Source organism: Streptococcus sp. 1343, from assembly GCF_013277355.1.
Classification (GTDB): domain Bacteria; phylum Bacillota; class Bacilli; order Lactobacillales; family Streptococcaceae; genus Streptococcus; species Streptococcus pseudopneumoniae.
This window is the reverse complement of sequence record NZ_VMMT01000008.1, coordinates 1-12,062: the sequence shown is the minus strand read 5'-3', so window position 1 is coordinate 12,062 and position 12,062 is coordinate 1. Positions and strand designations below refer to the sequence as shown.

The window sequence follows — 12,062 nt, the reverse complement described above, 5'->3', positions numbered from 1 at the left end:
GAGAATTTCGCTATTGTTATGGAGCTGTTGATGCCCATATTGGAAGATATCATGAATCAACTTCAAGATGTTATACAAGGACTGGAGAAGGAGGTGATAAAGTCCATCGTTAATCGGAGATGGACTAGAATGCTTTTTGAAAGCATATGAGTATTATATGCAATTTCTTTATAATAAAAAGACCGGATTGCTCCGATCTTTTAAAGTTCCGCTCTATGAAAATCAAAGAATAAAGTCTACAAGTTTCATATTTGATTTTCGGCGAGAGGAATTATTTAATTGCGCGTGATTGCAACCCTTCTTCTTCCAAGAAGAGACGGAATGGTACGAGTTCTTCTGCTTCGTATTTTTCCTTGAAGGCTTTGATAGCTTCTTCTGAGTGAAGTTTTGGATCCAATTCAAGTACTTCTACTGGAAGTGGACGGTGTGGAGTGATGCGAGCATCGATCACAATAGTTTTACCTTCTTTGTTGAGTTTAACAGCTTCTGCAACAACTGCATCGATGTCTTCGATACGGTCAACTGTAAATCCTACAGCACCTTGCGCTTCAGCGATTTTCGCATAGTCAGCATTAGAGAAGTCACAACCAAACAAGTGTTTGTTTGTGTCTTCGTATTTGTCCTTGATGAAGGCATATTTACCATTTGAGAAGACAACGTTGATAACTGGAAGGTCGTATTGAACGTTTGTGATAACGTCTGGGTAGCACATGTTGAATGCACCGTCACCCATGATGTTCCATACTTGGCGATCTGGATTGTCTTTCTTAGCAGCGATACCACCAGGAAGGGCAATACCCATTGTCGCAAAGAGTGGAGATGTACGCCACATGTTCTTAGGTGTCATGTGAAGGTGACGAGTAGATGTTTGAGTAGTGTCACCTACGTCGATTGAGTAGATAGCGTCTTGATCAGCATGTTTGTTGATTGCATTGTAAACTTGATACAATTGCAATTCACCCTCAGTTTTACCTTCGAGTTTGTTCATGTAATCACGCCAGTTTTGGTTGTTCTTCACGTTTGCACGCCACCATGGAGTAGATTCAACTGGATTCACTTTGTCAAGGATTGCTTTGGCTGCTTGACCTGCATCACCAAGGATTGAAGCGTCAAGGGCGTGACGTTTACCAAGTTTGTAAGGGTCAATATCAACTTGAATGAATTTTTCAGTGTTCTTGAATGCTTCGTAAACTTCAGCAAATGGGAAGTTTGAACCAAGGAAAAGAACTGTGTCTGCTTCAAAGACCACTTCGTTGGCTGGCTTCCAACCAACACGGTAAGCAGAACCTGTCAAACCTTCATAGTTCCATTCGAAAGCTTCAAAGTTTTTACCAGTTGTGATAATTGGTGCTTTGATTTTACGTGACAATTCAGTGATCACTTCACCAGCTTTAACACCACCGTAACCAGCATAGATAACTGGACGTTCAGCATTGTTCAAGATTTCAACAGCTTTGTCGATTTCAACTTCGTTCAAAGCAGGAGCGATAAATGAACGCTCGTATGAACCTGATCCATAGTATGAGTTTTCGTCGATTTCTTGGAAACCAAAGTTTACTGGGATTTCAACAACAGCTGGACCTTTTTTAGAGACTGCAGCACGGCAAGCTTCGTCGATTACTTTTGGTAATTGCTCAGCGTAAGCTACGCGTTTGTTGTATACAGCGATACCGTTGTACATTGGGTTTTGGTTCAATTCTTGGAAAGCATCCATGTTCAATTCATTAACTGGACGTGATCCAAGGATCGCTAGGAATGGAGTGTTATCCATAGCTGCATCGTAAACACCGTTAATCAAGTGAGTCGCACCTGGACCACCTGAACCAACTGCAACCCCGATTGAGCCACCGAATTTAGCTTGCATAACCGCTGCAAGAGAACCTGTCTCTTCATGGCGAACTTGCAAGAAGCGGATATCTTTGTCTTCAGCCAAAGCGTCCATCAATGAGCTGAGTGTTCCTGATGGGATACCGTAGATTGTATCTACGCCCCATGTTTTCAATACGTTAAGCATTGCTGCAGATGCAGTAATTTTTCCTTGAGTCATAGTGATAACTCTCCTTCAATTTTTTAGACTTGGAGAATACGATTACATAGAATTGGAAACGTTCTCCAAATTTTTACTATTCCACTATATCATATTTATGTTGACTTTTCTAAAAATCTGCTCAAAACTCTCTACTTTCTATTCTAATACAGTTTTGAAAGTGCTGCCATTCCTGTTTTATAACAAAGAAATCTAGTCATTACTTTTAGTCTATTTTACTAAAGTTTAGTAAGAGTGAACTAGTCAGAACAGATACAGAACTAAAGGCCATGGCTAGACCTGCCAATTCTGGAGTGAGCGCCAGTCCAACACCAGAAAAGACTCCTGCTGCAATCGGAATTCCGACGACATTGTAGATAAAGGCCCAGAAAAGATTGAGCAGAATTCGATTAAAGGTTTTCTTACTCATGTCAAAGGCACGCACCACGCCTAGGAGGTTATTGGTTGTCAACACTAAATCTGCCGACTCGATGGCGATATCTGTTCCAGCTCCCATAGCAATCCCCACATCTGCTACACTAAGGGCAGGAGCGTCATTGATACCATCCCCAACAAAGGCTACTTTGCCAGCCGCTTGTAGTTTATGGATTTCATGGGCTTTTTCTTCTGGCAAGACACCTGCAATGACCTCTTCGATTCCGATCTGATCGGCAATAGCACGCGCCACACCTGCATTATCTCCTGTCAGCATGACTGTTTTAAGGCCACGCTTTTTCAACTGACTGATGGCTAGCTTGGCATTTTCCTTGGGAATATCTTGTAGTGCAAGCAAGCCTTTGATTTCATTGTCAACAGCCAAGAACACAACTGTCTTAGCTTCTTTTTCTAGTTCTTCTAGTTTATCTTGATAAGTGCTAGAAATGTTCATGCCATCCAGCATTTTAGCATTTCCAAGCAAAACTTGTTTTCCATTGATTTGCTCTGAGACACCTTTTCCGTGCAAGGCTTGGAAATTTTCAACAGTGTGAAGCTCAAATCCAGCTTCAGTCGCTCGCTTGACTATAGCCTCAGCCAGTGGGTGTTGAGAAGCTTCTTCCAAGGAAGCTGCCAATCCAAGCACTTCTACTTCGTCGCCGATGATATCTGTGACCACAGGTTTCCCTTCCGTCAAAGTCCCGGTCTTATCAAAGACGATAGTTTGAACTTTCTGGATTTCCTGTAGAACCGTTCCATTTTTGAGGAGAACTCCCATCTTGGCACTGCGACCTGTCCCCACCATAAGGGCTGTCGGTGTTGCAAGTCCCAATGCACAAGGGCAGGCAATAATCAGAACTGCTACTCCATAGAGAAGCGAAGACACAAAGCTCGACCCAAGCACAACTACACTATCCCTGAGCAAGACGAACCAAACCCAAAAGGTCACAATCCCTAAAATGACAACTGCTGGGACAAAAATCCCTGAAATTTTATCCGTCAAGTCCTGAATCGGCGCACGACTTGTCTGAGCTTTCTTCACAAAATCCACAATCTGATCCAAAACAGTCTCTGAACCGACTTTTTCTGCTCTAAAAACAAGTGTTCCACTATTATTGATGGTTGAGCCAATGACAGTATCTCCAACTGTCTTGTCCACAGGCAGACTCTCACCTGTCACCATAGACTCATCAATACTAGAGACACCTTCTACTACGACACCATCAACCGCAATCTTTTCACCGGGACGCACTCGAATCAGGTCACCTACCTTGACTTGCTCCAAAGGGACTTGAACATAGCTTTCCTCACGCAAGACTTCTGCTGTTTTAGCCTGCAAGTCCAGCAATTTCTCCACAGCTTGGGAAGTATTTTTCCGCATTTTCTCCTCAAAAACGGCTCCCATAAGAACGAAGAAGAAGATAAATGCAGCACTTTCAAAGTAAACGGGGAGGCCAGCGAAGAGGGCAACTAGGCTATAACCATAGGCCACTAGGGTTCCCAGAGCAACCAAGGTATCCATGTTGGCATTGTGCTTTTTAAAACTAGCCCAAGCACTTTGGATATAAGGCCCACCTGCTACTAGCATAATCGGTGTTGTGGCTAAAAAGGTTCCCCAACGCAGGACTTGGTGACTAATTCCTCCTGTCGACATCCCAATCATGAGAATCACAAGAGGCACAGTAAAGATACTGGTAATCCAAAAACGCTGTAAAAGTGATAGAGATTTTCGAGTCTTCTCAACCACTGTATAGCTTCCTTTTTGCATCTTCATACCACAAGAAAATTCATGTTGGCCTAATTCTTGAGGGGTAAAACGAATGACTTTCTCCTCATCTACGCCGATTGGTTCCAAGATGCCTTCTTCCTCAAAAAGAATTTCCTTATAACAGTTTGAAGGAGTCACACGATGAAAGGTAATCTCAGCTGGAATTCCCTTTTGAAGCTGAATATGGGCTGGATGATAGCCTTTGTCTGCCGTGATACGGATTTTTTGAACACCATTTTCAAGACTTGCTTTTACAATTTCAGTCATATCATTCTCCTATTCTACAATCATCTTACCGTGCATCATATTCATGCCACAAGAGAAACCATACTCTCCAGCCTGCTCAGGCGTGATTTCCACTATATACTCTTCCCCCATAGGTAGGTCCGCATGTACACCAAAATCTGGAAAAACAATTTGATCCAGACATGGTGAAGGATCCTTGCGGTCAAAGACAATGCGGGCTGGCACTGATTTCTTGAGAATAATCAACTCAGGCGTATAGCCTCCCATGACTTCCACTCGAATCTCTTGGTAGCCCTTTTTTTGCTGGGCCTTTTGTCCAGATTTTTCAGGCTTTTTGAAAAACCAAAACAAGATAAACGCGATAAGGGCAATACAAATAATGGTTACAATACTATTTAACATGACGTCTCCTTTACATACAATTACATTTTACTTCTGTCACAGCGTTTGATTTCTTCTCAGAAATCACAGCTTCCAAGTCTTCTAAGTCAGCCTGAGTAAAATCACATTCAGTAATCAAATCAGCCAACAAGTTCTTAATCCTACGGGAACAAACCTTGTCCTTGATATCTTGGACAAGTAAATCCCGACTTTGATCCAAAGTTAAAAGGGCTGAATAGACAAAGGACTTGCCTTCTTTTTTCCGAGTCAAACACTCTTTCTCAACCAGACGAGCCAAAAGAGTTTGAATGGTTGACTTGGACCATTCGAACCGCTCCGCCAGAACCCTGATCAAATCCGTACTGGTCTGCTCCCCCTGCATCCAAATAATCTTCATGACCTGCCATTCTGCATCTGAAATCTGCATCATCACACCTCCAAAATCTACATTTGTCAATTATGTTTCTTAGTATACTCCTAAAGTCTACATTTGTCAATTATGAAATCAATATTTTATTTGAAAAATAGGATTTTAATCATTTGAAAAACGATTTGCAGTCAAATATTACTATATAAACAATAAAAATATGCTATACTAAAGAAAAAAGAAAACAACCACTAGGGGTGCGTAAAGCTGAGATTAACGACTGTTAGACCCTTTGACTCAATCTAGGTAATGCTAGCTGATGGAAGTGGAAATGATAATGGGGACTAGCAGTCTTCTATTGCCTTCCTGAAACAGATTAGCTTGTTCTTAAGAATACAAACTTCAGTTGGTTGGGAGGTTTTAGATGACTTATTTACCCGTTGCTTTGACCATTGCAGGTACTGACCCTAGTGGTGGTGCTGGCATTATGGCTGACTTAAAGTCGTTCCAAGCTAGAGATGTCTATGGAATGGCTGTTGTAACCAGTCTTGTCGCTCAAAATACCAGAGGTGTTCAATTGATCGAGCACGTTTCTCCTCAAATGTTGAAAGCCCAATTGGACAGTGTCTTTTCTGATATTCCACCTCAGGCTGTAAAAACTGGGATGTTGGCAACTACCGAAATCATGGAAATCATCCAGCCCTATCTTAAAAAGCTGGATTGTCCCTATGTTTTAGATCCAGTTATGGTAGCGACTAGCGGAGATGCCTTGATCGACTCAGTTGCTAGAGACTATCTCAAAACAAACCTGCTTCCCCTTGCAACCATTATCACGCCAAATCTTCCTGAGGCAGAAGAGATTGTTGGTTTTTCAATCCATGACCCCGAAGACATGCAGCGTGCTGGTCGCCTGATTTTAAAAGAATTTGGTCCTCAGTCTGTGGTCATCAAAGGTGGCCATCTCGAAGGTGGTGCTAAAGATTTCCTCTTTACCAAGGATGATCAATTTGTCTGGGAAAGCCCACGAATTCAAACCTGTCACACCCATGGTACTGGATGTACATTTGCTGCAGTGATTACGGCTGAACTAGCCAAGGGAAAGAGCCTTTACCAGGCAGTTGATAAGGCCAAGGCCTTTATCACGAAAGCCATCCAAGACGCCCCTCAACTCGGTCATGGTTCTGGCCCAGTCAACCATACAAGTTTTAAAGATTAAGAAAAAAACTCTCTAGTTCCCACTTTAAGGGAATTAGAGAGTTTTTATACTCTTCGAAAATCTCTTCAAACTACGTCAGCTTCTATCTGAAACCTCAAGGCAGGGCTTTGAGCAACCTGCGGCTAGCTTTCTAGTTTACTCTTTGATTTTCATTGAGTATTAGTTAGGAAATAATGTCATGCAACTTTGTTAAAAAGGCTTGCGTTTTTGCCTCAATATCTTCTGCCTGCATCAAATCACGCACTACAGCTACACCAGCTATACCCGTGTCCATAAGCTGATCAATATTCTCTGATGTCAAGCCGCCAATAGCAACTACTGGAATGGCGACCGTTTGGCAAATTGTTTTCAAGGTCGATATCAGAGTAATGGGCGCATTTTCCTTGGTGGTGGTTGGGAAAATGGCTCCTGTCCCCAAGTAATCTGCACCTGATTTCTCCGCTTCCAGAGCTCTTTTAACCGTTTTAGCGGTGACACCGAGGATTTTTTCAGAACCCAAGACTTTGCGAGCTACCGAAACCGGTAATTCATCATCTCCGATATGCAGACCTGCTGCATCAACCGCAAGACAAACATCCAACCGATCATCGATTATCAAGGGTACCTGATAAGCATCTGTTATTTCCTTGACTTGTTTTGCCAGTTGATAATATTGATGGGTTGTGAGATTTTTTTCTCGCAATTGGACTATGGTAACCCCTGAACGGCAGGCCGTCTCAACTTTTGCAAGAAAGCTTTCCACGGAATCTTGATAGCTATTGGTTACCAGATATAGTCTAAGTGCTTCTCTATTCATAAACCTCTCCTTTGATGGCATCTAGCCAATTTTCATCTCTTTTTAGAAGCGAAAGCTGATTGAGTACTTGGTAACGAAATTCTTGCAATCCCATTCCTGGAACAACTATTCTCTCAGCAGCGATATTAAGATAAGAGACTGCTAAGCAAGAAGCTTCAAAACCAGTCTTTCCTTGGCTGAGAAAAACGGCTGTCAAGGCTCCAACCAAATCTCCTGTTCCTGTTATCCAGTCTAATTCTGCACAGCCATTCTCCAATACAGCGACCTGATTCTTCGAAACGATAAGGTCCTTGGGGCCTGTGACTAAGAATGACATACCTGAATAGGTCTGACACCAGTCTTTCAAGACTTGAAGTAAATCCTCCGTTTCTTGATCTTTAGCACTCGCATCGACCCCAACGCCGTGGTGTTTTAAGCCAACAAGACTTCGGATTTCCGACATATTTCCTTTAAGGACCGTAGGTCTATGGTCTAAAAGGTCTTTAACTAAGCTCTTACGAATAGAGGAAGCCGTTACGCCAACCGCATCTACTACCATTGGAAGAGAAACTTGAGCTGCATACGAGGCTGCCATGCGGATTGCTTTTTCCTTCTCAGCTGACAAATGCCCCAAATTGATGAAGAGAGCCTGACTTTGCTTAGTAAAATCAAGAACCTCACGGGGATCATCTGCCATGACAGGTTTGCATCCCAGAGCCAAAATCCCATTTGCCAGCATCTCACAAGAAATCTCATTGGTCATACAGTGAATAAGAGAACTCGTTTCCAGAGGAAAAGGATTTATCAATTCCTGCATCATTCTATCCTTTCACCAAAGAAATATCCCTGCACTTTTTTAAAGAATTCCTGCTTGATTAAAAATCGAAAAGCAATAAAGGAAATCGCTGTACCAATCAAGGTTGCTCCGAAAAATCGAGGAGTGTAGATAAACCAGCTAAGCTTAGCAGCCGATCCTGTAAAGAGTACCATAACAGGATAGGAAACAATAGAACCAATAATACCTGTTCCCACAATCTCTCCTAGAGCGGAATAATGAAATTTTCGACCATACTTATAAAAGAGACCTGCCAGGAGGGCTCCAAAAGTTGCTCCTGTAAGAGCTAAAGGTGGAATCCCTTGAGTTGTCATACGGATAAAAGCTGTCACTGTAGCCATAGCCAAGGCATAAACAGGTCCCATCATGATTCCTGCTAGAATATTGACTACACTGGACATCGGTGCCATTCCCTCAATCCGAAAGATAGGTGTAAGGACTACATCAAGGGCAATCATCATAGATAAAATGGTTAATTTGTGAACTTGTAATTGGTGCTTTCTCATGTTTATTATTCTCCTTTTTCTAAAGACTGTAAATCGCTCTTCCATGTCTGGTGTTGGTAGGCCATTTCCCAAAACTTGGCTTCCATATGAACACTGATGTGGAAGGCATCTAGCATTTTTTTCTTGTCTGTCTCATCACTTTCGCGATAGAGTTGATTGACCAGCGCTCCCTCCTCTCTGATCTGTTGCTCTAACTCATCCGTAATATAAGTTTCAATCCATTGTTGGTAGAGAGGATTTGGTGATGGTTTAAGATTAAGTGATTTGCCTATATCATGGTATAACCAAGGACAAGGTAGCAAACTTGCAAAGGCAATGCCCAAGTTTGGCTCTGCAAATTGCCGATAAATGTGAGAAATGTAATGATAGCAGGTGGGAGCGATTGGATGTTGCTCCATTTCCTGGTCGCTGATTTCCAATTCCTTGAAAAATTGTTGGCGAATAAATAACTCACCCTCCACTAAACCCTGAGCATTTTGTTTCAAGAGTCTTTTCATCTCTTGGTTTGAAGTCTTATCAGCCAAAAGATGATAGATTTCTGAGAAGGCCTTCAGATAGTAGGCATCCTGAATCAGGTAATAGCGGAAAATGGCAGGTTCTAAATTCCCCTCTTGTAATTGTAAAATAAAGGGATGATGAAAGGAAGCCTGCCAAGCTTCCTTGGATAATTCCATCGCAATATCTGTAAATTCCATAATAACTCCTTTATAAAAATAGACTGGTTTGAAGCAATAAAAAGAACAGCAGGTAGATGAATATTGTCCTTTTAGGAATATAAAAAGTCCGATAGCTATTCTTCAACTGTACATGTTCGTCATATCCATGAGCAGACAGAGATCTCAGGTAAAGATGGCGCCACCTAAAGACTGTCATCAGAACCTTACTGTAAATCAAGGGCGACCAAAAATGCAGTTCTTGACCACGTAATAGGCAAGCTTCTTTGAGAGACTTGATTTCTTGCTGAATAAGGGGGAAGGAATTGAATACCACAATCAAGGCATAGGCCCAAGAACGTGATAACCCCTTTTGAGCCAAGTACAAGAGAAGCTCTTTTAGGGCAATAGAGGAAACAAAGACAAGACCAATACAAACAGTCACGAAGGCCCTCGTTCCAAGTATGACTGCCTGCGAAGCATCCCCATGTAACTGAACTGCCCAGTAGTTGGCAAAGGATGGCAAAATAGCAAGTAGAATCATCCAAGCCAATACTTTAAATCGCCGGTAATAGAGCATAAAGAGAATACAAAATGCGACTACCGAGAGATTCAGAGCAATCGAAGGAATGAAAGATGTTTCCAAGGATAAAATCAGCAAGAAGAGACTGATAATCGGTGTCTGGGTTGCTACTTTGACCATACTATCTCACCTCCCCTTGAGTATTGCTACTCTGAGATGTGAGTGGTTTGGCAATGGTCACTTCTTTCACATGACTGAGACCCTGACTAGTCATCTCAATCCAATAATCAACCACAGAGATCAAAGGATCTAAACGATGGCTAATGATCAAAAAACTTCTTCCTTGATTCCTCTCCTCCACAATCCACTGACAGAAATAATGGCAGGCTCTATCATCCAAACCTGCAAAAGGTTCATCTAGCAAAATCACTGAAGCCTTACTGGTCAAGATGGTCAAGAGCTGAAGAATTTTTTGCTGGCCACCACTTAATTGATAGGGACTCTTATCGAGTGACTGCTCCAAATCAAAATATCGTAAGGCTTGAAGAATACGCTGATTTCTTTCAGAATCAGGTCCATCTAATTGAAGTTCCTCTCGCAGACTGACTCGGATAAACTGCTTCTCAGCTTCCTGAACAATACTCGTCAGTTCACGGTACAAACTCTTTTTCTTTTTCAGGACTGTCCCCTTCCAGGTAATGCGTCCCTTATACTTTTGAAATTGAAGAATAGACCGAAAGAGGGTTGATTTCCCGACACCATTGTCACCCAGGATACAGGAAATTCCTTGGTAAAATCTGAAATCAATAATCGAAAAGAGGGAGCGCTTATCCAGCTCACAAGTCATTCGATCCATATGGAATAGTTCTGAGCTAGAACCAACTTTCTTTGAAGCAACCTGTATCATCTCAGAGGAAGGGATTTGAAACACTTCCCTTAGTTGTCCGTCTCTTAGCTCCACCATATGGTCGATATAGGCTTCATAGTCTGATAAATCATGGTCGCACAGGATGACTGCCTTCCCATTAGAGGCTAACTCTTTTAGAATCTCCAATATCTCGATTCTGCTCTTGCGGTCAATGGAAGCGAAGGGCTCATCCAAGAGATAGACCCTAGGATTCATGGCAAAGAGGACAGCCAAAGCAGCCTTTTGCTTTTCCCCACCTGATAAGTGATGGATGGGACGGTGCAAGATCTTCTCACAGCGACATTGTAGAACCACCTCTGCTATTTTAGAATCAATTTCCTGAAGGTGATAGCCGATATTCTCCAAGGTAAAAATCAGCTCCTCAAACAAATTCTCCATGGTAAACTGATGATTGGGATTTTGAAAGAGAGTACCAACCGTTTGGACACGTTCGATGATAGAAAGCTGACTGACTTCGCTCCCATCTATCAGTACTTGACCGCTATAGGGAAGAGAACTGACTTGGGCGATTATTTGAAAGAGACTAGATTTTCCTGAACCACTGCTCCCAACTAACAAGGTAAAGGCTTGCTCATGAAAAGTAAAATCAATCGGTTCCGAAAAAATTGGGGACTGAATCTCCCGTAATTCCAGACCCATCTATGCTTTTCCTCCAGTTGCAAACTGATGATAGAGTTTGACAATGGCACGAACCAAGATGGTACAGAAGAAATAAACAGAAATAAAACGTACCACAAGCAAGGAAAGGACAAACGGAAGGGAAAAGGCATAGTAACCTAACTTAATGTATTCATAGACAAAGCTAACAAGCGTAATCCCAATACTATTGGCAGTTAGAGAGAGCCAACTCTCATAGCGATTCTTGGTTACGATAAAACCAAGTTCACTTCCCAAACCTTGAACCAAGCCAGACAAAAGAGCGCCTAGACCGAATTGGCTACCATAAAGGACTTCAGCAAGCGCAGCTAGTACTTCTCCAATCGTTGCACTTCCGACTCTCGGAACAAAGATGGCAGCAATGGGCGCAGCCATACACCAGAGACCGAAGAGGATTTCATTGGCAAAGGCCTGCAAACCAAGAGGTGTTAAGAGTAGGCTGAGAATATTATACACATATCCTGAACCAACGAAAACCCCACCAAAAAAGATAGACAAGAAAGCAAGCAAGATAACATCTTTTAACTGCCATTTTTTCAACATAAAAAACTCCTTTTTTAAAGAAAAGTGGGGCACTCAAGAAGACCGACCTAAATACTTTGTATAGCAGATTGAATTTAGAACAGTACACAAGAATGCTAAAATATTTCTAGAAATTAATTTGAATTTTCTAATTGATTTGTTCGCATCTTATTTCAATCTACTATATCATCTTCATCCAGTTTCGTAAAGTCATAACCACCCGT

Annotated in this window: 12 protein-coding genes and 1 riboswitch; of the genes, 1 reads left to right on the top strand and 11 read right to left on the bottom strand. The window is 42.0% G+C overall.

Translation table 11 applies throughout. The features are described from left to right. Window positions 1–271 precede the first annotated feature (271 nt). The 4 genes from spxB to HT709_RS01410 form a co-directional block, all read right to left on the bottom strand. Window positions 272–2,047, bottom strand: a complete 1,776-nt coding sequence (gene spxB / locus HT709_RS01425) for a pyruvate oxidase (protein ID WP_023941447.1) — start codon at window positions 2,045–2,047, stop codon at window positions 272–274. A 205-nt stretch (window positions 2,048–2,252) separates the two neighbouring features. Further along, window positions 2,253–4,496, bottom strand: a complete 2,244-nt coding sequence (locus HT709_RS01420) for a heavy metal translocating P-type ATPase (protein WP_138700700.1) — start codon at window positions 4,494–4,496, stop codon at window positions 2,253–2,255. A 9-nt stretch (window positions 4,497–4,505) separates the two neighbouring features. Continuing rightward, complete coding sequence (locus HT709_RS01415; RefSeq protein ID WP_000935054.1) at window positions 4,506–4,877, bottom strand: cupredoxin domain-containing protein; 372 nt, start codon at window positions 4,875–4,877, stop codon at window positions 4,506–4,508. Window positions 4,878–4,887: 10 nt separating this feature from the next. Next, entirely contained in the window at window positions 4,888–5,283 is a 396-nt protein-coding gene (locus HT709_RS01410; protein ID WP_054388069.1) for a CopY/TcrY family copper transport repressor, read from the bottom strand. A gap of 183 nt (window positions 5,284–5,466) precedes the next feature. Further along, a riboswitch (TPP riboswitch) is annotated at window positions 5,467–5,564 on the top strand. 83 nt (window positions 5,565–5,647) lie between these two features. Between HT709_RS01410 and thiD the strand changes: the two genes are divergently transcribed. Further along, entirely contained in the window at window positions 5,648–6,439 is a 792-nt protein-coding gene (gene thiD / locus HT709_RS01405; protein ID WP_000221735.1) for a bifunctional hydroxymethylpyrimidine kinase/phosphomethylpyrimidine kinase, read from the top strand. Between the two features lie 163 nt (window positions 6,440–6,602). Here thiD and thiE read toward each other — a convergent pair whose 3' ends face one another. From thiE to HT709_RS01370, 7 genes are read right to left on the bottom strand one after another with little or no spacing between them, the layout of a single operon-like run. After that, window positions 6,603–7,235, bottom strand: a complete 633-nt coding sequence (gene thiE / locus HT709_RS01400; RefSeq protein ID WP_023935781.1) for a thiamine phosphate synthase — start codon at window positions 7,233–7,235, stop codon at window positions 6,603–6,605. Continuing rightward, a complete protein-coding gene (locus tag HT709_RS01395) occupies window positions 7,228–8,031 on the bottom strand; it encodes a hydroxyethylthiazole kinase (protein ID WP_101514669.1) in 804 nt (267 codons plus the stop codon). The genes thiE and HT709_RS01395 overlap by 8 nt, the downstream gene beginning before the upstream one ends. After that, window positions 8,031–8,555 (bottom strand): energy coupling factor transporter S component ThiW, encoded by a 525-nt coding sequence (gene thiW / locus HT709_RS01390; RefSeq protein ID WP_001225551.1) that lies wholly within the window; start codon window positions 8,553–8,555, stop codon window positions 8,031–8,033. The genes HT709_RS01395 and thiW overlap by 1 nt, the downstream gene beginning before the upstream one ends. Window positions 8,556–8,560: 5 nt before the next feature. Beyond that, on the bottom strand, window positions 8,561–9,250 hold the full coding sequence (gene tenA / locus HT709_RS01385; RefSeq protein ID WP_023935777.1) for a thiaminase II: 690 nt from the start codon (window positions 9,248–9,250) through the stop codon (window positions 8,561–8,563). Between the two features lie 10 nt (window positions 9,251–9,260). Further along, window positions 9,261–9,911 (bottom strand): energy-coupling factor transporter transmembrane component T, encoded by a 651-nt coding sequence (locus HT709_RS01380; protein ID WP_023935775.1) that lies wholly within the window; start codon window positions 9,909–9,911, stop codon window positions 9,261–9,263. Window position 9,912: 1 nt separating this feature from the next. Next, window positions 9,913–11,298, bottom strand: a complete 1,386-nt coding sequence (locus HT709_RS01375; RefSeq protein ID WP_172925441.1) for an ABC transporter ATP-binding protein — start codon at window positions 11,296–11,298, stop codon at window positions 9,913–9,915. Next, on the bottom strand, window positions 11,299–11,859 hold the full coding sequence (locus HT709_RS01370; RefSeq protein WP_000915290.1) for an ECF transporter S component: 561 nt from the start codon (window positions 11,857–11,859) through the stop codon (window positions 11,299–11,301). Window positions 11,860–12,062: the final 203 nt, after the last annotated feature.

Coding starts and splice junctions, on each gene's coding strand:
- HT709_RS01375 (WP_172925441.1), bottom strand. CDS start 11,298: ATGGGTCTGGAATTACGGGAGATTCAGTCCCCAATTTTTTCGGAACCG.
- tenA (WP_023935777.1), bottom strand. CDS start 9,250: ATGGAATTTACAGATATTGCGATGGAATTATCCAAGGAAGCTTGGCAG.
- HT709_RS01410 (WP_054388069.1), bottom strand. CDS start 5,283: ATGCAGATTTCAGATGCAGAATGGCAGGTCATGAAGATTATTTGGATG.
- HT709_RS01420 (WP_138700700.1), bottom strand. CDS start 4,496: ATGACTGAAATTGTAAAAGCAAGTCTTGAAAATGGTGTTCAAAAAATC.
- thiE (WP_023935781.1), bottom strand. CDS start 7,235: ATGAATAGAGAAGCACTTAGACTATATCTGGTAACCAATAGCTATCAA.
- thiW (WP_001225551.1), bottom strand. CDS start 8,555: ATGAGAAAGCACCAATTACAAGTTCACAAATTAACCATTTTATCTATG.
- spxB (WP_023941447.1), bottom strand. CDS start 2,047: ATGACTCAAGGAAAAATTACTGCATCTGCAGCAATGCTTAACGTATTG.
- HT709_RS01415 (WP_000935054.1), bottom strand. CDS start 4,877: ATGTTAAATAGTATTGTAACCATTATTTGTATTGCCCTTATCGCGTTT.
- thiD (WP_000221735.1), top strand. CDS start 5,648: ATGACTTATTTACCCGTTGCTTTGACCATTGCAGGTACTGACCCTAGT.
- HT709_RS01370 (WP_000915290.1), bottom strand. CDS start 11,859: ATGTTGAAAAAATGGCAGTTAAAAGATGTTATCTTGCTTGCTTTCTTG.
- HT709_RS01395 (WP_101514669.1), bottom strand. CDS start 8,031: ATGCAGGAATTGATAAATCCTTTTCCTCTGGAAACGAGTTCTCTTATT.
- HT709_RS01380 (WP_023935775.1), bottom strand. CDS start 9,911: ATGGTCAAAGTAGCAACCCAGACACCGATTATCAGTCTCTTCTTGCTG.